The sequence below is a fragment of the Nonlabens antarcticus genome (genome assembly GCF_015356755.1).
In the GTDB taxonomy this organism is placed as follows: Bacteria; Bacteroidota; Bacteroidia; order Flavobacteriales; family Flavobacteriaceae; genus Nonlabens; species Nonlabens antarcticus.
On the sequence record NZ_JADFCO010000063.1, the window covers coordinates 261367 to 286984 of the forward strand.

25 protein-coding genes are annotated in these 25618 nt (G+C 39.5%); 10 read left to right on the forward strand and 15 right to left on the reverse strand.

Going from position 1 to position 25618, the window contains the following annotated elements; translation table 11 throughout:
• Position 1: 1 nt before the first annotated feature.
• Positions 2-619, reverse strand: coding sequence for a recombination mediator RecR (gene recR / locus IQ282_RS05565; RefSeq protein WP_194850859.1), 618 nt, complete (start codon positions 617-619; stop codon positions 2-4).
• A 96-nt stretch (positions 620-715) separates the two neighbouring features.
• On the opposite strand from recR, the gene IQ282_RS05570 reads away from it, so the two are divergent.
• On the forward strand, positions 716-2206 hold the full coding sequence (locus IQ282_RS05570; protein WP_194850860.1) for a sodium:solute symporter: 1491 nt from the start codon (positions 716-718) through the stop codon (positions 2204-2206).
• Between the two features lie 192 nt (positions 2207-2398).
• On the opposite strand, the gene IQ282_RS05575 is transcribed toward IQ282_RS05570, so the two are convergent.
• Entirely contained in the window at positions 2399-2761 is a 363-nt protein-coding gene (locus IQ282_RS05575; RefSeq protein ID WP_194850861.1) for a CoA-binding protein, read from the reverse strand.
• A gap of 331 nt (positions 2762-3092) precedes the next feature.
• On the opposite strand from IQ282_RS05575, the gene tnpA reads away from it, so the two are divergent.
• Positions 3093-3497 (forward strand): IS200/IS605 family transposase, encoded by a 405-nt coding sequence (gene tnpA, locus IQ282_RS05580; RefSeq protein ID WP_194850862.1) that lies wholly within the window; start codon positions 3093-3095, stop codon positions 3495-3497.
• A 65-nt stretch (positions 3498-3562) separates the two neighbouring features.
• On the opposite strand, the gene IQ282_RS05585 is transcribed toward tnpA, so the two are convergent.
• Positions 3563-4570 carry a 3-oxoacyl-ACP synthase III family protein gene (locus IQ282_RS05585; RefSeq protein WP_194850863.1) on the reverse strand — a complete coding sequence of 336 codons (1008 nt, stop codon included), beginning with the start codon at positions 4568-4570 and terminating at the stop codon, positions 3563-3565.
• A 76-nt stretch (positions 4571-4646) separates the two neighbouring features.
• On the opposite strand from IQ282_RS05585, the gene IQ282_RS05590 reads away from it, so the two are divergent.
• The 7 genes from IQ282_RS05590 (at position 4647) to IQ282_RS05620 (ending at position 10200) form a co-directional block, all read left to right on the forward strand.
• The gene (locus IQ282_RS05590) at positions 4647-5258 is read left to right on the forward strand and encodes an alpha-ketoglutarate-dependent dioxygenase AlkB family protein (RefSeq protein ID WP_194850864.1); all 612 of its coding nucleotides are present in this window, start codon (positions 4647-4649) and stop codon (positions 5256-5258) included.
• Between the two features lie 44 nt (positions 5259-5302).
• A complete protein-coding gene (locus IQ282_RS05595; RefSeq protein WP_194850865.1) occupies positions 5303-5599 on the forward strand; it encodes a TIGR03643 family protein in 297 nt (98 codons plus the stop codon).
• Between the two features lie 532 nt (positions 5600-6131).
• Positions 6132-6386 (forward strand): autorepressor SdpR family transcription factor, encoded by a 255-nt coding sequence (locus IQ282_RS05600; protein ID WP_194850866.1) that lies wholly within the window; start codon positions 6132-6134, stop codon positions 6384-6386.
• A gap of 3 nt (positions 6387-6389) precedes the next feature.
• A complete protein-coding gene (locus tag IQ282_RS05605) occupies positions 6390-7043 on the forward strand; it encodes an SdpI family protein (RefSeq protein ID WP_194850867.1) in 654 nt (217 codons plus the stop codon).
• A complete protein-coding gene (locus IQ282_RS05610; protein ID WP_194850868.1) occupies positions 7036-7986 on the forward strand; it encodes an alpha/beta hydrolase family protein in 951 nt (316 codons plus the stop codon). Before IQ282_RS05605 ends, IQ282_RS05610 begins: the two co-directional genes overlap by 8 nt.
• 141 nt (positions 7987-8127) lie before the next feature.
• On the forward strand, positions 8128-9444 hold the full coding sequence (locus tag IQ282_RS05615; RefSeq protein WP_194850950.1) for a DUF819 family protein: 1317 nt from the start codon (positions 8128-8130) through the stop codon (positions 9442-9444).
• A 45-nt stretch (positions 9445-9489) separates the two neighbouring features.
• Positions 9490-10200 (forward strand): DUF4369 domain-containing protein, encoded by a 711-nt coding sequence (locus IQ282_RS05620; RefSeq protein ID WP_194850869.1) that lies wholly within the window; start codon positions 9490-9492, stop codon positions 10198-10200.
• On the opposite strand, the gene IQ282_RS05625 is transcribed toward IQ282_RS05620, so the two are convergent.
• The 4 genes from IQ282_RS05625 to idi are packed head-to-tail and all read right to left on the reverse strand — an operon-like array spanning position 10197 to position 12395.
• Positions 10197-10463: a hypothetical protein gene (locus IQ282_RS05625; protein ID WP_194850870.1), complete on the reverse strand. Its 267-nt coding sequence runs from the start codon at positions 10461-10463 to the stop codon at positions 10197-10199. The two genes, IQ282_RS05620 and IQ282_RS05625, sit on opposite strands and share 4 nt — an antisense overlap.
• A 38-nt stretch (positions 10464-10501) precedes the next feature.
• Positions 10502-11473, reverse strand: coding sequence for a type I phosphomannose isomerase catalytic subunit (locus IQ282_RS05630; RefSeq protein ID WP_194850871.1), 972 nt, complete (start codon positions 11471-11473; stop codon positions 10502-10504).
• Positions 11473-11883 (reverse strand): 6-pyruvoyl trahydropterin synthase family protein, encoded by a 411-nt coding sequence (locus IQ282_RS05635; protein ID WP_194850872.1) that lies wholly within the window; start codon positions 11881-11883, stop codon positions 11473-11475. The genes IQ282_RS05630 and IQ282_RS05635 overlap by 1 nt, the downstream gene beginning before the upstream one ends.
• On the reverse strand, positions 11880-12395 hold the full coding sequence (gene idi / locus IQ282_RS05640; protein ID WP_194850951.1) for an isopentenyl-diphosphate Delta-isomerase: 516 nt from the start codon (positions 12393-12395) through the stop codon (positions 11880-11882). Before idi ends, IQ282_RS05635 begins: the two co-directional genes overlap by 4 nt.
• A gap of 136 nt (positions 12396-12531) precedes the next feature.
• On the opposite strand from idi, the gene IQ282_RS05645 reads away from it, so the two are divergent.
• The gene (locus IQ282_RS05645; RefSeq protein WP_194850873.1) at positions 12532-14136 is read left to right on the forward strand and encodes a peptide chain release factor 3; all 1605 of its coding nucleotides are present in this window, start codon (positions 12532-12534) and stop codon (positions 14134-14136) included.
• Positions 14137-14376: 240 nt separating this feature from the next.
• Here IQ282_RS05645 and IQ282_RS05650 read toward each other — a convergent pair whose 3' ends face one another.
• The 8 genes from IQ282_RS05650 to rplA form a co-directional block, all read right to left on the reverse strand.
• Entirely contained in the window at positions 14377-14649 is a 273-nt protein-coding gene (locus IQ282_RS05650) for an OmpA family protein (RefSeq protein ID WP_194850874.1), read from the reverse strand.
• Between the two features lie 72 nt (positions 14650-14721).
• Positions 14722-15144 (reverse strand): hypothetical protein, encoded by a 423-nt coding sequence (locus tag IQ282_RS05655; protein ID WP_194850875.1) that lies wholly within the window; start codon positions 15142-15144, stop codon positions 14722-14724.
• A 169-nt stretch (positions 15145-15313) separates the two neighbouring features.
• A complete protein-coding gene (locus tag IQ282_RS05660; protein ID WP_194850876.1) occupies positions 15314-15625 on the reverse strand; it encodes a DUF3467 domain-containing protein in 312 nt (103 codons plus the stop codon).
• Positions 15625-19932, reverse strand: coding sequence for a DNA-directed RNA polymerase subunit beta' (gene rpoC, locus IQ282_RS05665; RefSeq protein ID WP_194850877.1), 4308 nt, complete (start codon positions 19930-19932; stop codon positions 15625-15627). Before rpoC ends, IQ282_RS05660 begins: the two co-directional genes overlap by 1 nt.
• Positions 19933-20024: 92 nt before the next feature.
• A complete protein-coding gene (rpoB, locus tag IQ282_RS05670) occupies positions 20025-23834 on the reverse strand; it encodes a DNA-directed RNA polymerase subunit beta (protein ID WP_194850878.1) in 3810 nt (1269 codons plus the stop codon).
• Positions 23835-23954: 120 nt separating this feature from the next.
• The gene (rplL, locus tag IQ282_RS05675; protein WP_194850879.1) at positions 23955-24326 is read right to left on the reverse strand and encodes a 50S ribosomal protein L7/L12; all 372 of its coding nucleotides are present in this window, start codon (positions 24324-24326) and stop codon (positions 23955-23957) included.
• Between the two features lie 53 nt (positions 24327-24379).
• Positions 24380-24895, reverse strand: coding sequence for a 50S ribosomal protein L10 (gene rplJ, locus IQ282_RS05680; protein ID WP_194850880.1), 516 nt, complete (start codon positions 24893-24895; stop codon positions 24380-24382).
• Between the two features lie 12 nt (positions 24896-24907).
• Positions 24908-25609 carry a 50S ribosomal protein L1 gene (gene rplA, locus IQ282_RS05685; RefSeq protein ID WP_194850881.1) on the reverse strand — a complete coding sequence of 234 codons (702 nt, stop codon included), beginning with the start codon at positions 25607-25609 and terminating at the stop codon, positions 24908-24910.
• Positions 25610-25618: the final 9 nt, after the last annotated feature.

A 25618-nucleotide genomic window follows, 5' to 3' on the forward strand; every position in this document is an offset into this window, starting at 1 on the left:
GCTAGCTTCTTAGCGAATTCTCATAAGGTACGCGATGTAAAATACTGCGACCCAGAGTGACTTCGTCTGCAAATTCTAGTTCATCACCTACAGCAATTCCTCTTGCGATAGTTGACGTATTGATCTCTAGACCGTCCAATTGTTTAAATATGTAGAAATTAGTGGTATCTCCTTCTATCGTGGGACTCAAGGCAAAAATGATCTCCTTCACTCCTTCCTCTTTTACTCTTTTAACAAGTGAGCCTACTTTTAAATCCTGAGGCCCCACGCCATCCATGGGACTAATTTTTCCTCCTATGACATGGTATAAACCTCGATATTGACTCGTGTTTTCAATCGCCATCACATCACGTATATCTTCCACAACACAGACGATTTTTTGATCGCGATTGTGACTAGCACAGATCTCGCAAAGCTCTGTATCACTAACATTATGGCATCGCTTGCAAAACTGCAAATCGTGTCGCATCTTGAGCAAGGCTTCTGACAATAAATCTGTATTCTGTTCTGGCTGGCGCATTAAATGCAGCACCAGGCGCAATGCGGTACGCTTACCTATTCCAGGCAGTTGTGACACCTGATTGACGGCTTCTTCTAATATTTTTGAGGAGAAATTCATACTGTACAAAGATAGGAACAGTAATCCTATCGTCAGCAGGTTTACAATTTCGATAAGCTTAGCTATTAGTACTATTTTAGCGCAAAATTTGATCCATTGACTTCTACCCAAATCCTAATTACCATTGCCATTTACTTTGCTGTTTTGATCGCAATATCATTTATTGTGGGCAGGAAAGGTGATAGCGCTACCTTTTTTAGAGGCAATCGCAGCTCTCCATGGTACATTGTTGCTTTTGGAATGATAGGAGCCTCACTTAGCGGTGTGACATTTATTTCAGTTCCCGGTGCGGTTGAGTCCGGCGCGATGAATTATTTCCAGGTAGTTCTGGGATATATTGTAGGTTACGGAGTGATCGGGCTAGTGCTCATGCCATTGTACTATCGCATGAATCTTACTTCTATTTATAGTTATCTGGGAGATCGATTTGGTAGTGCAGCTCAATATACCGGGAGTAGTTTTTTCATATTATCGCGCGTTGTAGGCGCTAGCTTCCGGTTATATCTGGTCGCTGGAGTATTACAGGCGTTTGTATTTGATGAGATGGGAATTGAATTCTGGCAGACCGTTACGTTTACGGTTTTGCTCATCTGGTTGTACACCTTCAAATCTGGTATTAAAACCATCGTCTGGACAGATACACTGCAGACCTTATTTATGCTTATTGCTGTGGGCGTGGCTATCTACTACATATCTGATAGTTTGAACCTTGAAGGGATCGGTGGTATTATCTCTTTTGTAGGCGAGAGCGATCTGTCACAAATCTTTTTCTGGGACGACTGGAAAAGTGATCAATACTTTATAAAACAGTTTTTATCAGGTGCTTTTATTGCTATCGTGATGACAGGTCTGGATCAGGATATGATGCAGAAAAACCTTACTTGTCGCAATCTAGGTGAAGCTCAGAAGAATATTTTTTGGTTTACAATCGTCCTCACGGTTGTGAATTTTATTTTTCTGGTTTTAGGAGTGTTGCTTACCGCTTTCGCGAAAGCGGAAAATATACAAGCCTCAAAAGATGCTTTGTTCCCGTCCATCGCAATGGATGGCGGTTTAGGAATGGGAATAGGGTTGGTATTTATTTTAGGTCTGATAGCAGCAGCCTACTCCAGTGCAGATAGCGCTTTGACGTCTCTCACCACATCTTTTTCTGTAGACATCGTAAAATTAGAAACTCGTTTTACAGATAAAAAGCAGCAGAACTTGAGGAAATTATTCCACATAGGGTTTTCCATATTACTTATCGCGGTAATCGTCAGTTTTGAATACGTGATAAAGGATGCTAGTGTGATTAATAAACTATTTGTTTTTGCGGGATATACTTATGGGCCATTGCTGGGACTGTTCGGTTTTGGGATATTGACTAAACTTAAAGTGAATCATGTATTGATTCCGTTTATTGCGGTGGCCTCGCCGATACTTACGTTTTTGATCAGTTATCTATCCTCCACCTACGGCGGATTCGAATTTGGCTTCTTTGTATTGTTATTGAATGGAGCGATTACATTTTTGGGAATGTGGATTGCGAGTATGTTTAATGATCAGACCGATCTTGAAACGATTCCATCCGCAGTTTCTAGTTCTTGACTTTAACTCCAATAAAATTGAGAAGAACTTCAAACTCCCAAAACAACTAAAGAGATACGCAGAGAAAAAGCGGGAAAATTTAATTTCTTCCCATCAACTATTTCGATAAAACGGGTATTTGCAAAACATGCATCGCACGCCGGTATGTTTTCAACTATCGCAACATAAAGCTTCTAGCGGTGCTCTTTATTTTTAATACTGGTTCGTTCCCAGCATCACCAATGTACACGCCACCTCAACTTCAATATTCTGATCCTGCAACATTTTATAAAATGATGGGTTTTCTGTACCAGGATTGAATATCACACGGCCAGGTTTAAGACTTAAAATATAGTCGTAGTATTCCTCCTGCCGCTGCGCATTTAAATAAAGCGTTACGGTATCAATATCAGTAAAAGGCACTAGTTCTGTATGGATTTTTACATCATCTACTATTCCAGATCTTAAACCTATCGCTACAGTTTCAATGTTATATTTTCTGAGTCTATAGATGGCGACATTAGAATAACGCTCTTCTTTAAGTGACGCTCCTAAAACAAGTGTTTTTTTAGACATAATTTCATATTCAGACTGTAACAATACGAAATTTCGCTCGTCTATTTATTGAAGGAAGTGATGAACCTTCATTGATTTATTTGATAAAAGACGGTTGTCAAACCGCAATTCAATAGCCAAATAACTCATAGCTAATGGTTAGTGTTATTATTTGGTTACTAGAAATCCCGAGCTTGCAGGCTCGGGATTTTGTTTTTCTTTTTTATAGAAATATTGGAGCTAGAGTAACACGAGCGGAAATCATGTAAGAAAATTCAACCGTCAAACTCTCGATTTTTCATAAGGGTAGGCTTAAGCCTACCCTTATGAAAACAAATAACTAAATTGCTGTATGTCAAGAAATGACATACAAGTTTACTACCATCTCATTTTCGGAACGAAATATAGAGAGAATACAATTTCTTCTCTTCTTCATTATGGGATATATGGTTGTATTTGGAATAAGTGTGAGGAAATTAAAGTCAAACCAATTATTGTCGATGGAACGGAAAACCACATACATGTGCTTGTAAAACCTAACAGTAAAATTACGATATCATCGATGGTTCATTTAATAAAAGGCTCTAGTTCAAAATGGCTTAATGAAAATCACGAGTTTTTAGAACCGTTTAGATGGCAGCGCGGTTATGGGATATTCAGCGTCAGCCCCAAAGATGTTGATATGATCACTGCCTATATTAAAAAACAAAAGGAGCACCATAATAATGGAACCGTGGAGAGTCAGTGGGAAGTTTAAGAATCACACATTTCGTAAGGGTAGCTTTAAAGCTACCCTTATGAAAATGGGCTGCCTTTAAAACACTACCACTTAATCACAGCACTTCCCCAGGTAAATCCACTACCGAAAGCGGCAAGAACAACCATGTCTCCTTCCTTTATTTTGCCTTCTTCCCAGGCTTCAGTCAACGCGATTGGAATAGATGCCGCAGTGGTATTCCCGTATTTCTGGATGTTATTGTAGACCTTATCATCGGGTAATTGAAACTTCTTCTGGATAAATTGAGAGATGCGTAAGTTGGCTTGATGCGGAATCAACATATCTATATCAGCAACCTCCAGATTATTTGCTTTTAACCCTTCCATAATAACTTCACTAAATCGAACCACCGCGTTTTTAAAAACAAATTGCCCGTTCATATAAGGGAAGTAAGGAATGTCTTCTTGCGGATTCTCTTCTAAAATCTGCGGCACCCAGTATTCTGTAGAAGGTCCACGTAACGAAAGTTCCAGTGCATGTTTTCCCTCACTGTGCAAGTGTGTGGAAAGAATACCGTGACCTTCCTTATCAGATCTGGTTAAGACAGCAGCTCCCGCTCCATCGCCGAAGATTACACTCACACTCCTACCACGAGTGGAAAAATCCAGTCCGCCACTGTGGTTTTCAGACCCTATGACTAAAACATTTTTATACATCCCAGTCTTAATGAACTGATCTGCCACAGAAAGTCCATAAATAAAACCACTACACTGATTTCTAACATCTAACGCTGGGCACGTATGGATATCTAGCAATTCCTGTACTTGAACGCCACAACCTGGAAAATAGTAATCTGGAGATAATGTGGCAAAAACAATCAGGTCTATGTCATCTTTAGATATTTTAGCACGTTCTAACGCGATTTTGGCTGCTTTCACACCCATTGTTGCAGTCGTATTATCGTCCTCTTTTGTAATGTGATGACGTTCTTTAATTCCCGTACGCTCCTGGATCCAGGCATCATTTGTATCCATGATCCCGGCAAGATCATCATTTGTCACTATATTTTCTGGAACATATTTTCCCATTCCAGCTATTCGAGAAGTATACATATCTTATTTTTGAATGTGTAGCAAGATACGCTCTAGCCTACTTTCAACGCTAGCGAACTTCTTTATTTTAGTATGCATGCATAACAAATTACATTCGTTTATCAATCTCGGGTTCCCTGATGCTGACGTGCAGTATGACGGAGGTTTTTACGCTTTCGCGAAAGCGGAACAACTCTTCAGCACCCTGCAACAAGAGATTCCATGGCGGCAAAACGAGATCACCGTGTTTGGAAAAACCTATAATGAACCACGATTGACGCAGTTGTATGGCGATGACCAAATGGAATACAGTTATAGTGGGATCGCGTTCAAAGCACTCGAATGGTCTCCCGCTATGAAATCCATCAAAGAAGATGTGGAAAAAGCGACGGGTTACCGGTTTAATATTTGTCTAGCCAACTTCTATCGCGACGGCAGCGATTCTAACGGCTGGCACGCAGATAATGAGAAGGAGTTGGGCCGCAATCCTGTAATTGCTTCCATCAGTCTGGGACAGGAACGATTTTTTCACTTGCGGCATAACAAGAACAAAGAGTGGCGCTATAAATTCCCATTACAAAACGGAAGTCTACTGCTTATGGCAGGAGAAACACAACATACTTATAAGCACCAAGTAGCAAAAACCAAACACCAGATCCACCCGCGCATTAACCTGACGTTTAGAAAAGTCATCGATAGCTGTTCTTAACTTTGCATTTGTAAACTAATAACAAGTGAATCGACTATTAATATATGGCCAAAGCAAAAGAACTTATTGAAGACCTAGACGAACGCTCTATCGACCGCATTATCGAGATGGCCTGGGAAGACCGCACGCCTTTTAGTGCTATTGAATTCCAATTCGGTGTTTCTGAAAGCGAAGTGATTAAAATTATGCGGGACCAGATGAAAGCCAGCAGCTTCAGAATGTGGCGGGCACGCGTTCAGGACAGACCTACAAAACATGTCGCACTGCGTGATCCAGAAATGGACCGATTTAAATGCAACCGCCAGCGAGCGATTAGTCACAATAAGATTTCTAAGAGGTAAGTGTTTTCTAAAATTAGAACCTCCTTCAATTGTCAATCTTCATGAGATGAAAAGATAAAAGCGAACAGTTCAACCGCCGATACACAACATCTAGGTTTGATATTCTTAGCTGAGGCCTGATGAGTTGTTTCAACTTTGAAAATCAGTGATATCTCAATATTCACATATTTAATATTCCTTAAAAGGATTATCAATTAAGGTTCATATTTGATAAAAATATTTGCTTAATGATCATTTATTTCAATAGTAGATGCTCTATTCTATTTTGAAAATCTTTCAATTTTAATACAGATTCGAAAAAAGATACTGAAAAGCTTCTGTTTTTAGATACAGTGAAATATTGACGTCTGGCTCAAGTTTAGCCAATCGACTCAAACTTTAAAATTTTACGGCTTCAGTACTATCCCTTTTTAATGGTAACCTGATCGTCTTTCTACTTTCTCCCTCACTTAAAAATTCCTTATAAAATAAATGTACTTCAAGATCAGGATTTCAAAAAGTATTTAGATATTTGACTAAATAACTAACTGTAATGAATCCGCTGTTTAAAGCTTTGAACGATCCTACCCGAAGAGAAATTCTTGAAATCCTCAAGGATAAGGACCTTAATGCTGGCGAGATCGCAGATCATTTTGATATCTCAAAACCTAGTATTTCACATCATCTCGATCTGCTCAAAAGAGCAAGTTTGATCACGGGAACTAAAGAAGGTCAATTCATTAATTATTCTATCAACACCACAGTGATGGACGATTTACTCCAGTGGATCTTAAAACTAAAATCTTAACCTATGAAAACTTCAAAAACAACGGAGGCTGTCCTTATCATTCTCACTTTAATTCCACTGTTGTACCTGGCTGGGATTTATACTTCTGTGGCAGATCAAGTTCCCATGCATTTTGATGCCAGTGGAAATGCAGATAGATATGGTCATAAATCTGAATTATGGATCATCCCTTTAGTGCTGAATGTGTCCTTGTACTTATTGTTTAAATATTTTCCAAAACTTGATTCCAAAAAGCAGTTCCACAAAATGGAAAATAAGTACACCTATGTGCGCATGGCGTTGACCTTGTTCTTGACCGTACTCTCTTGTGGGATAATTTTTATCTCCACGAGTAATTCTACAGAAGCTCCGGTCAACTGGCTCTATGGACTAACAGGGTTGATGTTTATATTTCTGGGAAACTACATGCCTGCAATGAAGCCCAATTATTTTATAGGAATTCGCACTCCATGGACTTTAGAGAATGAAACGGTATGGCGCAAAACACATCAAGTAGGCGCTTGGGTTTTTATAGCTTCTGGCTTTTTGATCATTCTATCCTGTTTCCTGCTGTCAAATTTCGCCATACTTTTCGTTGTTCTTGGCATAACGATTGTCATAGTATTGTTCAGCACTATTTACAGTTATCTTGTTTTCAAAAAACTAAATCATGAATAGATTTCTCATTTTCCTATTACTTCCTGCTTTTGCATTTGCCCAGAATACCTTCAAAATGAATAATTCTGAGTCAAGCACTTCTAAAGCTACTCAGATTGATATCAATGATGATATTAAGGGAACTCTACTAATCCCAGCAATAGATAAAAAGGTGCCACTTGTCATTTTATTTACAGGAAGTGGTCCTAACGATCGCAACGGGAATTCTATGATGACCAGAAATGATAGTCACAAACAACTGGCGCAAGCTTTAGATTCGGCTGGAATTGCTTCCTATAGATTTGACAAACGCACTTTTACCATGCTCAAGGAACGTCGCATGAAAGTTGATGTTTCTTTCAATGATTTTGTTACAGATGCAAAATCGGTGGTAGCAAACTTTGCAGGTGATCAACGGTTTTCTAAAATCATTCTTGCAGGTCACAGTCAAGGCTCGCTAGTAGCAATGCTCGCCATAGATGAGAGTATTGACGGCTTTATTTCCATTGGTGGCGCAGCAGATGAGATCGATGCTATTGTGGTGCAACAAATCGCGGCACAGGCCCCTGGACTGGATAAAGAAGCTGCGAAGGTTTTTAGACAAATGCGCTCTCAGGACTCACTGGTTTCTGATGTAAACCCGGTTCTGGCTTCAATGCTGGGTCCAGAAATTCAACCTTTTATGGAATCCTGGATGGCTTATAATCCTAAGGAAATCATTAAAGATGTGAAAATTCCAGTGCTGATTATCAATGGCACCAGAGATCGTCAAGTTAATGTAGATCAAGCTGAAAAATTACACGCTGCATTGCCTGCATCTAAGTTGGTTATCATTGAAAACATGAACCACATTTTCAAGAAAGTAGGTCAAGATGATATCATGGCTGCAAAAAGTTATACGGACCCTAGTTTCAAATTACATCCAGAACTCATTGAATCGATCATTTCCTTTGTAAAGCATTAAGATTATTACAAGTACGCTTTCGCGAAAGCGGTGTAACCTAAGTTTCACACCATAAAAATATTTCCTCAAATGCTATTCTAATTGAGAATGGACGATCGGGCCTAAAGTTGTATTTTGGCAGACTATCCATTTCAATACAATATGATATTACAAGAAGTACTCGTTGACACAGCACCATTCATCACGGAAGATTCGGTTGTTTTTGGACTATTAATGATAGCGCTGGGTTTTGTGTTTTATACCTCTTCTCAAACTACTGGCTTTTGGGGCAAATTTTACAAGTACGTTCCCGCATTATTAATGTGCTATTTGATCCCCTCTATTTTGAGTTCTACTGGGATTATAGGAACGGAATGGAAAGAACTGGAAGATGGCGTGCTGGTAGAGAAATCATCTTCACTTTATCAAATGGCTTCCAGATACCTATTACCTGCAGCATTAGTATTGATGACCTTGAGCATTGATCTAAAGGCGGTATTTAATCTGGGTCCCAAAGCGTTAATCATGTTCCTCACTGGAAGTGTAGGAATCATCATAGGTGGACCCATTGCCTTGATGATTTTTATTTCCATAAGTCCAGAATCGTTTGACGCTACTGGTGCAGATGCTATATGGCGTGGATTGAGCACCATCGCTGGAAGCTGGATAGGTGGTGGCGCAAATCAAGCTGCCATGTTAGAGGTCTATGGTTACAATCAAGAATTATTTGGAGGTGTGTTACTGGTAGATATTATTGTGGCAAACCTCTGGATGGCTATGATTCTTCTAGGAATAGGTTCTTCCGCAAGGTTTGATAAGTGGACTGGCGCTGACGTTAGTTCCATTGAAAAACTCAAGCAAAAAGTAAATGCTTATTCTCAAAGTGTGAAACGAGAAGCTTCCTTTACAGATATGATGGTCATTTTGGGAATAGGTTTTGGCGCGGTCGCAATTGCGAGATTTACAGGAGATTATCTGGGAGATATGATGGATAGCAACCCAGCAGTAGCAGATAATATTTATTTGAGTTTCTTGACTAGTAAATTCTTTTGGTTGATTTCTATAGCAACAGTAATAGGCATCATCCTTTCCTATACACCTCTTAAAAAATATGAAGGTGCTGGCGCTTCTCGCATCGGTAGTATATTTATTTACATACTAGTGGCAACGATAGGTGTTCATATGGACTTAAGTACCATATTAGAAAATCCACTATTAATCCTTGTAGGTATCGTTTGGATGGCCATTCATGCAGGATTGTTGATTCTCATGGCAAAATTAATTAAGGCTCCTTATTTCTTTCTTGCAGTAGGAAGTCAAGCAAATGTAGGCGGTGCTGCCAGCGCACCTGTAGTTGCGGCAGAGTTTCATCCATCTTTAACAACAGTAGGGGTTCTTCTTGCCGTTTTTGGATATGTGGTAGGGACTGTGGGTGCTATTGCTTGTACCATATTGATGCAAATTGTTGCAACCGCCTAAAAGTTTAAAAGTTTACACGCATATTTGCACTCTGAAAAAAAAGCTATGAGAACCTGTATTTATATCATTTTGAGCCTGATTATATTTTCGTCCTGCACAGAGGATACTTCTAACAATCTTACCATTAACGGTAATGTAAAAGGTCTAAAAGTAGGTAAACTCATTCTCCAGAAAATTCAAGATTCAGTTCTTGTAAATCTCGACAGTGTACAAATTGACGGCGACGGTAAATTCTCACTAACTACTTTTATTGAGGAACCTCAAATATTATATCTCTACCTAGATAAAAAAGATGGAACCGTCTATGATGACCGACTTACATTTTTTGCACAGGATACTATTATGAGTATTAATACTACTTTGGAAAAGTTTGAAAATGATGCAGTGATTACAGGTTCTAAAAATCAGGAGATCCTAAATGTGTTTAACGGCAACATAGAGAAATTAAATCAAACCTATACAGAACTGATGAAACGTAGCATGACGTTGCAACAACAAGAATCCCCCTCTCAAGAAGATATTGAGCAGCTGGATGTAGATTACGATAAGTATTTGCGCAAGCGTGTTTTGTATGCCTTGAGCTTTGCGACCGTAAATAAAGATAAAGAAGTGGCACCGTATATCTTGGTGCAAGAAGGATTTGATACAAATCCAGAGCTATTAGACAGCGTTTATAATCAAATGCCAAAAAAAATTCAGACAAGTCTTTACGGGAAAGAATTGTCTGAATTGATAAAAGACTTGAAAGAACTCTAGAGTTCGTTCACACGCTCGATAAGGGAAGAACCTTTAGTTTCAAGGTCTGCGCGCACTGCTTGTAAGTGAGCTGCTCTCTTTTCTACTTTTTTATCGTTTACACGTGCAATCAGATCGTCAAATGTTGCGATGCTGTCGTCGATGATTTTTTCTGATGCTGCTGCATCGCTTTTTGGATTAACCGCTTGTGAGATTAATGCTGCCTCTATGATATCTCCAAGAACATAATTGATGTCTTGCTTAAGATCTCTAATACTTGCCATGATTTAATTTTAGATTGCAAAAATAGTGAATATTAACGCTACAAATGCACCACTAACAATTTCCCATTGCCAGAGCATCTTGCAGATAAATTTGTCAGTACTGAAGGAATAAGATATGTTTGAGAATTACTGAATTTATAAATCATTCCATCCTGCTCTAACTCACAATCATCACCCACGTTCATGAGGATCGTAAAGCTGTCCCTAGGGTGTAAATCAATAGGTTCTTGTCCTTCAAATTGAAGAATATCAGCTAGAAAATAATCAGATCGCCCTAATTCTTGCACGCCTTGTTCTTGAAAATTGTAAGCGAGTTTGTAATTCTCTGCCTTGGAATAATCTGCCGCAGCGATGGATTGCTCTATATGGAGATCTCTGGGTTTGCCTTTATCATCACGACGGTCATAGTCATAAACCCGATAGGTCACATCACTGCTTTGCTGGATTTCTGCAAGCATAATACCTGATCCTATCGCATGTATAAATCCAGGTTTTATCAAAAACGCATCCCCCTCTTTTACTTTCTGGGAATTCAATAATGCAGGAAGATTGTTGTTGTGTATCGCTTTCGCGAAAGCGGACTCTTTACAATTTTCTTTAAAACCTAATGTCAATGTTGCACCTTCAACGGCATCCATCACATACCACATCTCTGTCTTGCCGGAGCTATTGTGCTTGTCGCGCGCCATGGCATCATCTGGATGTAACTGGATGGATAGATCCTGAGCGGCGTCGATATATTTGATCAAAAGGGGAAATTGTGTCCCGAATTGTTCAAATATGCGTTTGCCCATCACTTCCTCGCCGTGGTTTTCTAGTAACCATTTTAAAGACCTCCCTTTAAAACTTCCAGAATCGACAATGGAAATATCGTTTCCTACATCACTAATTTCCCAGCTTTCGCCCAATTTAGGAATGAAGGGATGAACTTTTTTAAGTGAATTCAATTTACTGCCACCCCAGATCTTTTCCTTGTAAATAGGCTGAAATGTTAGGGGATACCAGTTCATTAATTACCTTTATAGACCACAAAATTACGTGGCGTCTCGAATAACTTCACTTCTAGATCATATTTAGGATCCAGTTGTTCTTTAATCTTATTATAGATCACAAAAGCGATATTTTCTGCAGTAGGATTTAGATCCTTAAATTCTAAAACTTCCTCATTAAGATTTTTATGATCCAGCGCATCCTCTACGTGATGCTCAATAATGTCTTTTAATATTTTCAAGTCTATGAGAAAACCCGTTTCTGGATCCACCTCGCCAGTAACCCCTACTTCAAGATCATAATTGTGTCCATGATAATGTGGGTTGCTACATTTTCCAAAAATTGATAGATTTTTTTCATCGCTCCAGTCCTTTCGGTATAAACGATGTGCTGCATTAAAATGGGCTTTTCTGTAGGCTGTTATTCTCATGATATGTGTTTGTAATACTTATCAAAAATGATCTTAAACCATTCTGTGTATATTTCAGGTTGTCGCTCCATATCATTTTTAATTTCAATAGCGGTCATCCATTTCCACGCAGCGACCTCATGAGGATTCAAGTCCGGTTCGCCATTATAACTTCCTACCATCACGTGATCAAATTCATGCTCTGTAAGACCGTTATCAAAAGGAGCTATGTATATGAAATGGAACAGCTCTTTCAGGTCGGTTTTGAAACCCATTTCTTCCATCAAACGGCGTTTCCCAGCTTCAATATTAGTCTCGCCTTCTCGTTGATGGCTGCAACAGGTATTGGTCCACAATCCCGGAGAATGATATTTTTCTAGAGCCCGCTGTTGCAACATGATCTCGTTCTTATCATTAACCACAAAAACAGAAAACGCCCGGTGTAAAAGCGCTTTTTTATGAGCCTCTATTTTTTCCATCAAGCCTATCTGCTCATCCTTCTCGTTTACCAGTATTACTTTCTCTTCCACTATTTTTATTTCAGTCTCAAAAATACAAAAGGAAGTCTTACAAAAAAATTAGTTTGTGCCCTCTTATGATTGCAAAAACTCCCCAGCATTCCACGGAAACGATAGCTAAAACGTATTTTTGCACTCATTAAAATTATCTATGAAATTCAAGGATCAAATCGCCCGCAGACGAACCTTTGGGATTATATCTCACCCAGATGCCGGGAAAACCACGCTTACTGAAAAGCTACTCCTTTATGGTGGGGCGATTCAAGAGGCTGGAGCTGTAAAATCCAATAAGATTAAAAAGGGTGCTACCAGTGACTTTATGGAGATTGAGCGGCAACGTGGGATTTCTGTAGCCACCTCTGTCCTTGCTTTTGAATACGATAATAAGAAGATCAATATCCTGGATACACCAGGTCACAAAGATTTTGCAGAAGATACCTTTAGAACCCTAACCGCAGTGGATAGCGTCATCGTTGTTATCGATGTTGCTAAAGGTGTTGAGGAGCAAACTGAAAAGCTCGTAGAAGTATGCCGCATGCGCAAGATTCCCATCATAGTTTTCATAAATAAGATGGATCGCGAGGGTAAAGATGCTTTTGACCTGATGGATGAGATCGAACAAAAGCTACATTTAAGGGTAACACCCATGAGTTTCCCAATAGGAATGGGATATGATCTAAAAGGAATTTACAACCTTAGAAAAAAGAATGTCAACCTTTTTACGGGCGATTCTGTCAAACAAAGAAAAAATCTAATTTCCATAACGGACCTTGCAGACCCTAAACTGGATGAGCTAGTGGGCGCAAAAGCTGCCGATACTTTACGTGAGGAAATTGAACTTGTTGAAGGAATTTATCCTGAATTCAATAGAGAAGAATATTTAGAAGGCGAATTGCAACCCATCTTTTTTGGGAGTGCGCTGCACAACTTCGGAGTGAAGGAATTATTAGACGGATTTATCGAGGTGGCACCAGCACCTCGAGCTAAGAAAGCGGAGGAACGCCTGGTTCAACCTGACGAAAAAGAATTTAGTGGTTTTGTATTTAAAATTCATGCAAACATGGATCCACGCCACCGTGACCGCCTTGCTTTTATAAAGGTTGTAAGTGGTGTTTTTGAAAGAAATACAGCTTACAAACACGTAAGGTTAGAAAAAAACCTCAAGTTTTCCAGTCCCAATGCATTTTTTGCAGAGAAGAAGGAAATTGTAGATGAATCATTCCCTGGTGATATTGTAGGATTGCATGATACTGGGAATTTCAAAATAGGAGACACACTCACCTCTGGAGAGAATTTGCATTATAAAGGAATTCCATCGTTCTCACCAGAACACTTCAGATACATTAACAACGCAGACCCAATGAAGTCTAAACAACTTGCAAAAGGGGTCGACCAATTGATGGATGAGGGTGTAGCGCAGTTGTTCACCTTAGAACTCAATGGTAGAAAGGTTATAGGGACTGTAGGTGCTCTTCAATTTGAAGTAATTCAATACCGTTTAGAGCATGAATACGGCGCGACGTGTGCTTATGAGAACCTCAGCGTTCACAAAGCTTGTTGGGTAGATACCGCAGACGAGCAGTCTGATGAGTTCAAAGACTTTAAGCGTGTAAAAGCTAAATTTCTTGCACATGACAAACGTAACCAACTCGTGTTTTTTGCAGATTCATCTTTTTCATTACAGATGACTCAGCAAAAATACCCAAGTATCAAATTCCATTTTGTGTCGGAATTTGATAAGATTAGCGATCAATAAATCTTTAAGCAAGGATACAAATAGGCTTCCATATGGAAGCCTATTTGTATTCTTGTTTGTGCTTTTTAAATAGCTATGGGCAATCTTAATATTGATCCATTCCTGAAACTATAATCTCAGATCTACGATTCCGCTGGAAATCTGTCGGTGTACAATTCACACCATTAGCACACACATTCACTAACTGGCGCTCATCATAAACCTGATCAGTGACTCGATTTGTATCGAGCCCTTTGCCTCTTAATCAATTTCTGGTACTTGTGCTCTTCTTTCAGAAAACTCGTCGTTATAAGCATCATTTACACGGCTACCTGTATGCGAGAGTATGTCAATTTTTAATGCTGGATATAATTCAAGGAACACTTGGATTATATCCAGTTCATTAGCAGCGTCAGATCTGGTGTTTGATTTAGCAAAATCAAAATAGATTTTCTTAAAGTCTAGAACTCTGGCTATGTCATCACATTCTAATACAAGAATTTTAGAACTTGATAAATACAGAACAATATCCATAAAATCATTAGTAGGTGGCGTTGTAAATAATTCATCATCTGGAGTATATAGATCTAAAGATGCGCGAACGAACTACTGCTTGACGCATTCTAATTTGAATACATAATTTTTGTTTTCTCTAGTCGTAACCTGATCCACCTGATTGTTATAAGCTTCCATAATGGTTGCCAGAGCTCCCAATAACGGTTCCCCTGAATTAGAATCCAGTGTTCCAGTAACTAAAACCTCACACATAATCCGCAAGTCTTCTAACTGTACAAACCAATAAATTTTGTTACCTCCTTTACTGCCAGCACGGTTAGAACTGAAATAACCCAGTTCAGTATCGTCATTCACGATAAATCTGAAATCATCGTAAGCTGTAATAATCGGCTTTCCCAAATTGATTACGTCACTCATAGAAACATCGTTATTTGTAGAGATTGTAAAAACATCAAGCCCACCTAGGCCTTGATGTCTTATGCTTGCAAAGTATAGAACATTATTCTTACTCAAAAACGTGAAAATGTCTCGCCTATTTGTATTGATACTTTCATTGTTTTTAGGATTGCTTAAAGTGTCTCGTCCTGAAATAGCGATACATTAAATTACTAGTGTATCGCCATTTCATTACGAAACAGTATGGTACAAAAAAAGCCCGATACTTTCGTATCGGGCTTTTTAATTATGCTTGGCCAGTAGGACCAAAATTCAGTGGTATGGGCGGTTTATCATAATCCTTGATCTCACCATGCGAGGCTTCAAACTTTCTAACATTATCTGCTAGTGCTCGAGCTAATCGTTTTGCATGTTGAGGAGTTAATATGATCCTCGACTTTACCTTGGACTTTGGGTTACCTGGCATAATGTTCACAAAATCCACAACGAATTCAGAAACCGAATGGTTTATAATGGCAAGATTACTGTATTGGCCTTCGGCCGTTTCAGGATCTACCTCGATGTTGATCTTGTGATCGTTATTATTATTTGAATCCATTAATTATAGTTCACTTGTGGCTCTTCCTTGCGTTGAAGTAATTTTTCAAATTCCTCCTTAGACCCTACGATGATATCCTCGTAGTTACGCATTCCTGTACCCGCTGGAATTCTATGTCCTACGATTACATTCTCTTTCAATCCTTCTAGAGTATCTACTTTACCGCTTACTGCAGCTTCATTCAATACTTTAGTAGTTTCTTGGAACGATGCCGCACTAATAAATGATTTAGTCTGTAGGGAAGCTCTCGTAATACCTTGAAGAACTGGCTCTGCCGTTGCTGGCTGAACGTCTCTAGCTTCTACAAGTGCTTTATCTTCACGTTTCAATATGGAGTTCTCATCTCTCAACTCACGTGGAGAAATAGTCTGTCCTTCTTTCAACGTTGCAGAATCTCCTGCATTCTCTACTACTTTCATTCCGTATAGCTTATCGTTTTCAAGGATAAAATCTTCTTTATGAACCAACTGGTTTTCAAGGAAAATTCCATCACCTGGATCTACGATTCTTACCTTACGTAGCATTTGACGAACAACAACCTCAAAGTGTTTGTCGTTAATCTTCACGCCTTGTAATCTATATACTTCCTGAACTTCATTAACAAGATACTGTTGAACAGCACTAGGTCCTTTAATGGCAAGAATATCTTTAGGAGTAATTGATCCATCAGATAGAGGCATACCGGCACGAACATAATCGTTTTCCTGTACCAAAATCTGGTTGGATAATTTCACTAGATACTTCTTAATCTCATCCGTTTTAGAGGTTACCACGATCTCGCGGTTACCACGTTTAATTTTACCGAAGGAAACAACACCATCAATTTCACTTACAACCGCTGGGTTGGAAGGATTACGAGCTTCAAAGAGTTCTGTTACTCGTGGAAGACCTCCCGTAATATCACCTGCTTTAGCAGATTTACGTGGAATCTTAACAAGTACTTTACCTACTTTGATCTTCTCAGCATCATTTACCATCAAGTGTGCACCTACTGGTAAATTGTAACTGATTTGAGTATCACCATTAGCATCTACAATGTGTAGGGTTGGGATTAACTTCTTATCTCTAGAGTCAGAAATTACTTTCTCCTCATATCCTGTCTGCTCATCCGTTTCTACTTGGAACGTTGTCCCTTGAATGATATTTTCAAACTTGATCTTACCAGCAAATTCAGATATAATTACACCGTTGAATGCATCCCATTTAGCGATAATATCACCTTTCTTCACAGCAGAACCTATTTTGATATAAAGTTCAGAACCGTAAGGAATGTTATTAGAGTTTAGAAGAATTCCAGTTTTAGGGTGCATTAGTTTAGATTCAGCTGTACGAGATATTACTACCTCTATTTCTTTACCTTCACTACTGGTTCCTTTTACTGTTTTGATATCTTCTATTTCTAGTATACCGTCATTTTTAGCAACAATTGTGTTCTCTTCAGAAACGTTACCTGCAACTCCACCCACGTGGAATGTACGTAGTGTCAATTGTGTTCCTGGTTCACCAATGGATTGTGCTGCTATTACTCCTACAGCTTCTCCTCTCATTACCATTCTATTAGTAGCGAGGTTGCGACCATAACATTTAGCACACACACCTTTTTCTGCTTCACAAGTCAAGGAAGATCTTACTTCTACAGCTTCCAAACCAGATATCTCAATCTGATCTGCAATTGCATTTGTAATCATCTCACCTGCAGCAACAAGTACATCTTGTGATGCTGGATCGATAACATCATTAAGTGCTGTACGTCCTACGACTCTAGCTCCTAATTTCTCCATCACCTCTTCATTCTTCTTCAATGCACTAACACTAATACCTCTTAATGTTTCACAGTCTACCGTGTTAACGATAACATCTTGTGCAACATCATGAAGACGACGTGTCAAGTAACCAGCATCTGCCGTTTTCAAGGCTGTATCTGCAAGTCCTTTACGTGCACCGTGAGTAGAGATAAAGTATTCAAGAATCGATAGTCCTTCCTTAAAGTTGGAAAGAATAGGATTCTCAATAATTTCACCACCACCAGAGTTAGATTTTTTAGGCTTAGCCATCAATCCACGCATTCCTGTAAGCTGTCTGATCTGTTCTTTAGATCCACGTGCTCCAGAGTCAAGCATCATGTACACAGAGTTGAATCCTTGTTGATCCTCTCTAATGTTTTTCATGGAAAGTTCTGTCAACTGCGCATTAGTAGCAGTCCACACATCAATCACCTGATTATAGCGCTCGTTTTGAGTAATTAGTCCCATACCATAGTTACCACGGATGGTATCTACTTTCTTGTTAGCAGCATCAATCATAGATTGCTTCTCCTTTGGAATCATAATATCTCCCAAAGAGAATGATAACCCACCGCGGAATGCAAATCCATAACCTAGATCTTTAATTTCATCTAGGAAAGTAGCTGTTCTAGGAACATCTGTTACCTTCAAGATTTCACCGATGATATCACGTAGTGCTTTCTTAGTAAGTACCTCGTTAATATAACCTGCCTCGTTAGGAACTTTCTCGTTAAAGATGACACGACCTGCAGTCGTTTCAATGATCTCATTTTTGAAAGAACCGTCTGGTTGCAACAAGCTGATTCTACATTTAACTGGCGCGTTGATGTCAACCCGCTTCTCGTTAAATGCAATAACTAATTCTTCTGGTCCATAGAACGTCAGTCCTTCACCTCTTACTGGGTGACCTTCTTCTGATCTACGCAATTTGGTCATATAATAAAGACCCAATACCATATCCTGAGAAGGTACCGCTATTGGGCTACCATTTGCAGGGTTCAAGATATTGTGGGAAGCCAGCATTAATAACTGACATTCAAGAATTGCTTCTGGTCCTAATGGAAGGTGAACAGCCATTTGATCCCCATCAAAATCTGCATTAAATGCAGTACATACTAAGGGGTGCAATTGGATTGCTTTTCCTTCAATCAATTTAGGTTGGAAAGCCTGGATACCTAAACGGTGAAGTGTAGGTGCACGGTTTAACATAACTGGATGTCCTTTAAGAACATTTTCCAGAATATCCCAAACCACAGGTTCCTTATTATCTATTATTTTCTTAGCAGATTTTACCGTCTTAACGATACCACGCTCAATAAGCTTTCTAATAACGAAAGGCTTATACAATTCCGCAGCCATGTCTTTAGGCAATCCACATTCAAACAATTTTAATTCTGGTCCAACGACGATTACCGAACGAGCCGAATAATCTACACGCTTACCAAGTAAGTTCTGACGGAAACGCCCTTGCTTACCTTTCAATGAATCAGAAAGTGACTTTAATGGTCTGTTAGAATCCGTTTTAACAGCACTTGATTTTCTAGTGTTGTCTAATAGGGAATCCACAGCCTCTTGAAGCATACGCTTCTCATTACGCAAGATTACCTCTGGAGCCTTGATTTCCATCAATCGCTTCAAACGGTTGTTACGTATGATCACACGGCGGTACAAGTCATTCAAGTCAGAAGTTGCAAAACGACCACCATCTAGTGGTACTAATGGACGCAATTCTGGTGGAATAACTGGAACGACCTTCATGATCATCCACTCTGGTTTGTTCTCGCGACGCTCGTTAGATTCCTTAAGCGCTTGAACTACTTGAAGACGTTTTAAAGCCTCCATTTTGCGTTGTTTAGACGTCTCGTTGTTTGCTTTATGACGCAAGTCATAAGACAAGGTCTCAAGATCAATACGTTTAAGCAAATCGATCAAACACTCTGCACCCATCTTAGCAATAAACTTGTTAGGGTCAGAATCCTCTAGGTACATATTCTCTTGTGGAATAGTGTCTAGAATGTTCAAATATTCTTCTTCAGTAAGGAAATCAAGTCTTTTAAGCTCCTCACCATCTTCATTTTTTGCGATACCTGGCTGGATCACTACATACCTTTCGTAGTAGATGATCATGTCAAGTTTCTTAGATGGTAATCCCAGTAGGTAACCTATTTTGTTAGGTAAACTACGGAAATACCAGATGTGTGCAACAGGAACGACAAGGTTGATATGTCCTATACGGTCACGTCTTACCTTTTTTTCAGTTACTTCTACACCACATCGATCACATACGATTCCCTTGTAACGGATTCGTTTGTATTTACCACAAGCACACTCATAATCCTTAACCGGACCAAAGATGCGCTCACAGAAAAGTCCATCCCTTTCTGGTTTGTGCGTACGGTAGTTGATCGTTTCCGGTTTTAAGACCTCACCTCTGGACTCTGCAAGAATTGCTTCTGGAGAAGCCAGGCCGATTGAAATCTTGGAAAATTTCTTCTGTGCTGGGGCGTCGTTATATCTAGCCATATTTATGGTACTATTTTAAGTTAGGAATAGTGAGGAATCTGGATTATTACGCTTTCGCGAAAGCGAACTATCCACAGTCCTCACTGAAAAAATTAATCCTCGAGTCTCAAGTCTAATCCTAGACCTTTCAATTCGTGCATTAATACATTAAATGACTCAGGCAATCCTGGTTCTGGCATAGGCTCACCTTTAACGATCGCCTCATAAGTCTTAGCACGTCCTACAACGTCATCAGACTTAACAGTCAGGATCTCTCTAAGTGTGCTCGATGCACCATAGGCCTCGAGTGCCCATACTTCCATCTCACCAAATCGTTGACCACCAAATTGTGCTTTACCACCTAATGGCTGCTGTGTGATCAATGAATATGGACCGATAGAACGTGCGTGCATCTTATCGTCAACCATATGACCCAGTTTCAACATGTAGATAATACCTACTGTTGCTGGCTGGTCAAAACGCTCTCCGGTTCCACCATCATATAAGTAGGTATGACCGAATCTTGGGATTCCTGCCTCATCTGTATAGGCGTTGATCTGGTCAAGGGTTGCTCCGTCAAAAATTGGTGTTGCAAAATTCTTGCCCAACTTCTCACCAGCCCATCCTAGAACGGTCTCATAAATCTGCCCGATGTTCATACGCGATGGTACACCTAGTGGGTTTAGTACGATATCTACTGGAGTTCCATCCTCAAGAAATGGCATATCCTCTGCACGTACAATACGCGCAACGATACCTTTATTCCCATGACGTCCTGCCATCTTGTCCCCTACTTTAAGCTTACGTTTTTTAGCAACGTAAACTTTAGCAAGTTTTATAATTCCAGCTGGAAGCTCATCACCTACTGAAACAGTAAATTTCTCACGTCTCAAGGAACCTTGAAGGTCATTTTCCTTAATCTTATAGTTGTGAAGTAAATCTGCAACCGTCTCGTTAGTTTCTTTAGTGGTAGTCCACGTTCCAGAAACTAAATGCGTAAAGTCATCAACAGAATTCATCATTTTCAACGTGTATTTCTTTCCTTTAGGAAGAACTTCTTCTCCTAAGTCATTGAATACACCTTGTGATGTTTTTCCACTTACTATTTCAAAAAGCTTATCAACAAGTCTTGTCTTAAGATCATCAAACTTAGCTTGATATTCTTGTTCCAATCTTGCGATGTCTTCTTTATCCTGCGCTCTTTTCTTCTTGTCCTTAACGGCACGAGAGAACAATTTCTTATCGATTACAACACCACGTAATGATGGAGAAGCTTTTAAAGAAGCATCTTTTACATCACCTGCTTTATCACCGAAGATTGCTCTTAGAAGTTTCTCTTCTGGAGTAGGATCTGATTCCCCTTTAGGAGTAATCTTACCTATTAATATATCTCCCGGCTCAACCTCTGCACCGATGCGGATCATACCGTTCTCATCAAGATTTGCAGTAGCCTCTTCAGAAACGTTAGGTATGTCTGGCGTTAATTCCTCATTACCTAATTTTGTATCTCTTACATCCAGGGAATATTCGTCCACGTGAATGGAAGTAAATATATCCTCACGAACTACTTTCTCTGATATTACAATCGCATCCTCAAAGTTGTAACCCTTCCATGGCATAAATGCCACTTTCATGTTACGACCTAAAGCAAGCTCTCCAGCCTCAGTCGCATAACCCTGGCAAAGAACCTGTCCTTTACTTACACGATCACCCTTCTGAACGATAGGCTTCAATGTTATAGAAGTACCTTGATTCGTCTTACGGAATTTGATCAAGTTATAACTGGTCTCATCCGGCTCAAAACTGATCAGTTTTTCACGATCTGTTCTATCGTACTCAATAACGACTCTTTGCGCATCTACATAAGCGACGGTACCAGGACCTTCTGCATTAATCAATACCCTAGAATCTTGAGCAACCTGTCTTTCAAGTCCTGTTCCTACAATAGGAGCATCAACTCTCAACAATGGAACTGCCTGACGCATCATGTTTGATCCCATCAGCGCTCTGTTTGCATCATCATGTTCCAAGAAAGGAATTAACGAAGCAGAAATTGAAGCTATCTGGTTAGGTGCAACGTCTGCATAAACCACCTGACTAGGATCAACTACTGGGAAGTCACCTTCCATACGTGCAATTACATTTTCAGAAGTAATCTTTCCATTTTCCAATGGTAAGTTAGCCTGGGCAATGTGCATTCCTTCTTCTTCCTCAGCACTCAAGTAAATTGGGGCATCTTTAAGATTCACAACGCCGTCCTTAACGGTACGATATGGAGTCTCGATGAATCCCATGCTGTTCACTTTCGCGAAAACTGCAAGCGAGGAAATCAAACCAATATTCGGTCCCTCTGGAGTTTCAATTGGACATAATCGTCCGTAGTGTGTATAGTGAACATCACGAACCTCAAATCCTGCTCTTTCACGGGAAAGTCCACCTGGTCCTAGCGCGGAAAGACGACGCTTGTGCGTGATCTCTGCGAGAGGATTGGTTTGATCCATGAATTGGGATAGTTGATTCGTCCCAAAGAAGGAATTAATTACAGAAGACAATGTCTTTGCATTAATAAGGTCAATAGGTGTAAATACCTCATTATCCCTAACATTCATTCTTTCACGAATAGTTCTTGCCATACGAGCAAGACCTACACCAAATTGTTGTGACAACTGCTCACCAACGGTACGAACGCGACGGTTAGACAAGTGGTCAATATCATCAATCTCTGCTTTAGAGTTGATCAACATGATCAAGTGCTTGATGATGGTAATGATGTCCTCTTTAGTTAGCACCTGCTTATCCATAGGGATATCCAGTTGCAATTTTTTATTCATACGGTAACGACCTACCTCACCTAGGTTGTATCTCTGGTCAGAGAAGAACAACTTATCGATGATACCGCGAGCAGTTTCTTCATCTGGCGGCTCAGCGTTACGTAATTGTCTGTAAATATGTTCTACCGCTTCTTTTTCAGAGTTGGTAGGATCTTTTTGTAAAGTATTATGGATAATAGCATAATCTGCAGACTGATTGTCCTCTTTATGTAAAAGAATAGTTTTAGCCTGAGATTCCATGATCTCATCAATATGTTGTTTCTCAAGGATAGTATCGCGATCTAGTACAATCTCGTTACGCTCAATAGAAACTACTTCACCAGTATCTTCATCAACGAAATCCTCGTGCCATGTTTTCAAAACACGAGCAGCGAGTTTACGTCCTAAATACTTTTTAAGCCCTGTCTTACTTGCTTTCACTTCCTCTGCAAGATCAAAGATTCCAAGAATATCCTTGTCTCTTTCAAATCCAATAGCGCGGAATAAAGTAGTTACGGGTAACTTTTTCTTACGGTCGATATAGGCGTACATGACGCTATTAATATCTGTTGCAAATTCAATCCAAGAACCTTTAAAAGGAATTACTCTAGCGGAGTACAGTTTAGTTCCATTTGCGTGGAAAGACTGACCGAAGAATACACCCGGAGATCTGTGTAGTTGAGAAACTACGACTCTTTCTGCTCCATTGATTACAAAAGTACCAGAGGTAGTCATGTATGGGATTGTACCTAAATATACATCTTGAACGATTGTTTCAAAATCTTCATGTTCAGGATCAGTACAATATAATTTGAGGCGTGATTTAAGAGGCACGCTGTATGTTAATCCACGTTCAATACACTCTTGAATAGAGTATCGTGGTGGGTCTACGAAATAATCAAGAAACTCCAATACGAACTGGTTGCGCGTATCAGTAATAGGGAAGTTTTCCATGAAGGTATTGTAGAGACCTTCTACTTCACGTCTATCTGATTTAGTTTCTAATTGAAAGAAATCCTGAAACGATTTGATTTGTATATCCAGCAGATCAGGATACTCTGCCTTAGAAGTTACCGTTGAAAAATTAATTCTTTCTGTGTTTGTTGCTAGCATCAATGCACGGTATTAAGTTAAAAAAAGCGTTATCGACGACGTCTCATCTTTATACGCAAAATGGTCTAAACCTGCGGGATACCCCACAGGTCTAAACCTTAATGTATTAGGTAAGATGAATTACTTCAACTCAACCTCAGCACCAGCTTCTTCTAGCTGAGCTTTAAGAGCTTCTGCTTCGTCTTTAGATACACCTTCCTTGATTGGGGATGGAGCATTATCAACAAGTTCTTTAGCTTCTTTCAATCCTGCACCAGTAAGTTCTTTAACTAACTTTACTACTGCTAGTTTAGCACCACCTGGAGCTTTAAGGATTACGTCAAATTCTGACTGCTCCTCAACTTCTTCACCACCTGCTGCTGGTCCAGCCATTGCAACTGCCGCTGCTGCTGGTTCGATTCCATACTCGTCTTTAAGTATAGTCGCTAATTCGTTTACTTCTTTCACAGTAAGGTTTACTAACTTTTCTGCGAAGTCTTTTAAATCTGCCATTTCTATCGTTTTAATAAAATTTATAAATAATTAATTGCGTACTAATTTGTGTGTTATCTCTCTGATAACGTTTTAATGATTCCAGCAATTTTACCACCACTTGATTTAAGTGCTGATATAACATTTTTAGCTGGGCTCTGAAGAAGACCAACGATCTCTCCGATCATTTCTTCTTTAGATTTGATATCGCTTAATGCATCAATCAAGTGATCTCCTACATAAACCGTCTCTTCAATATAAGCTCCTTTCAAAACCGGCTTAGCCGACTTTTTACGGAATCCCTGAATAACCTTTGCTGGTGCATTGGCTACTTCAGAAAGCATCATTGAAGTGTTTCCTTTCAATAATTCTGGAAGCTCTCCAAAATCTTTATCAGAAGCCTCCATTGCTTTTGCAAGCAAGGTGTTCTTTACTACTGAAAGACTAACGTTAGCTTTAAAACAAGCTCTACGTAGGTTTGTTGTTTGTAATGCGTTAAGTCCAGATATATCTGCTAGATAAATGGTTGTGTTGTCAGCCAGCGTAGCAGTCAAATCCTGTATAACAGTTGCTTTTTCTTCTCTTGTCATTATCTAGATTTTTTAGTCGTCTGATGCAAAACGCTTCGTGTCGATCTGGATGCTAGGACTCATTGTGCTAGACATGTATATACTTTTGATATATACTCCTTTTGACGTCGTAGGTTTTAACTTAACTAACGTGTTGATTAATTCTCTTGCATTTCCTGCAATCTTTTCTGCATCAAAGGAAGCTTTTCCAACAGATGCGTGAATGATACCAGTTTTATCAACCTTAAAGTCAATTTTACCAGCTTTCACATCAGCTACTGCTTTTGCAACGTCCATTGTTACTGTACCAGTCTTAGGGTTAGGCATCAAACCACGTGGACCCAAAACGCGTCCTAGCGGTCCTAACTTACCCATAACACTAGGCATCGTGATAATTACATCAACATCAGTCCAACCGTTCTTGATTTTGTCAAGATATTCATCAAGACCTACATAATCTGCACCAGCCGCTGTAGCTTCCGCTTCTTTGTCTGGAGTAACTAATGCAAGTACTTTCACATCTTTACCAGTACCATGTGGGAGTGTAACAACACCTCTAACCATCTGGTTTGCCTTACGTGGATCCACGTTAAGACGCACTGCTAGATCTACAGAGGCATCAAAATTTACCGTTGATACATCCTTTACTAACTGGGAAGCTTCTGCAACCGTATAGGTATTAGCCCTATCGATTTTTGCATTAGTATCCTTCTGTTTTTTTGTTAATTTTGCCATTGTTGTAAG

Coding starts and splice junctions, on each gene's coding strand:
- IQ282_RS05630 (WP_194850871.1), bottom strand. CDS start 11,473: ATGAACTGGTATCCCCTAACATTTCAGCCTATTTACAAGGAAAAGATC.
- IQ282_RS05635 (WP_194850872.1), bottom strand. CDS start 11,883: ATGAGAATAACAGCCTACAGAAAAGCCCATTTTAATGCAGCACATCGT.
- IQ282_RS05585 (WP_194850863.1), bottom strand. CDS start 4,570: ATGTATACTTCTCGAATAGCTGGAATGGGAAAATATGTTCCAGAAAAT.
- IQ282_RS05590 (WP_194850864.1), top strand. CDS start 4,647: ATGCATAACAAATTACATTCGTTTATCAATCTCGGGTTCCCTGATGCT.
- rplL (WP_194850879.1), bottom strand. CDS start 24,326: ATGGCAGATTTAAAAGACTTCGCAGAAAAGTTAGTAAACCTTACTGTG.
- rpoC (WP_194850877.1), bottom strand. CDS start 19,932: ATGGCTAGATATAACGACGCCCCAGCACAGAAGAAATTTTCCAAGATT.
- IQ282_RS05605 (WP_194850867.1), top strand. CDS start 6,390: ATGAAAACTTCAAAAACAACGGAGGCTGTCCTTATCATTCTCACTTTA.
- tnpA (WP_194850862.1), top strand. CDS start 3,093: ATGTCAAGAAATGACATACAAGTTTACTACCATCTCATTTTCGGAACG.
- IQ282_RS05660 (WP_194850876.1), bottom strand. CDS start 15,625: ATGGATTCAAATAATAATAACGATCACAAGATCAACATCGAGGTAGAT.
- IQ282_RS05610 (WP_194850868.1), top strand. CDS start 7,036: ATGAATAGATTTCTCATTTTCCTATTACTTCCTGCTTTTGCATTTGCC.
- rplJ (WP_194850880.1), bottom strand. CDS start 24,895: ATGACAAGAGAAGAAAAAGCAACTGTTATACAGGATTTGACTGCTACG.
- IQ282_RS05625 (WP_194850870.1), bottom strand. CDS start 10,463: ATGGCAAGTATTAGAGATCTTAAGCAAGACATCAATTATGTTCTTGGA.
- rpoB (WP_194850878.1), bottom strand. CDS start 23,834: ATGCTAGCAACAAACACAGAAAGAATTAATTTTTCAACGGTAACTTCT.
- IQ282_RS05620 (WP_194850869.1), top strand. CDS start 9,490: ATGAGAACCTGTATTTATATCATTTTGAGCCTGATTATATTTTCGTCC.
- IQ282_RS05615 (WP_194850950.1), top strand. CDS start 8,128: ATGATATTACAAGAAGTACTCGTTGACACAGCACCATTCATCACGGAA.
- IQ282_RS05575 (WP_194850861.1), bottom strand. CDS start 2,761: ATGTCTAAAAAAACACTTGTTTTAGGAGCGTCACTTAAAGAAGAGCGT.
- IQ282_RS05595 (WP_194850865.1), top strand. CDS start 5,303: ATGGCCAAAGCAAAAGAACTTATTGAAGACCTAGACGAACGCTCTATC.
- IQ282_RS05645 (WP_194850873.1), top strand. CDS start 12,532: ATGAAATTCAAGGATCAAATCGCCCGCAGACGAACCTTTGGGATTATA.
- IQ282_RS05650 (WP_194850874.1), bottom strand. CDS start 14,649: ATGGATATTGTTCTGTATTTATCAAGTTCTAAAATTCTTGTATTAGAA.
- rplA (WP_194850881.1), bottom strand. CDS start 25,609: ATGGCAAAATTAACAAAAAAACAGAAGGATACTAATGCAAAAATCGAT.
- recR (WP_194850859.1), bottom strand. CDS start 619: ATGAATTTCTCCTCAAAAATATTAGAAGAAGCCGTCAATCAGGTGTCA.
- IQ282_RS05600 (WP_194850866.1), top strand. CDS start 6,132: ATGAATCCGCTGTTTAAAGCTTTGAACGATCCTACCCGAAGAGAAATT.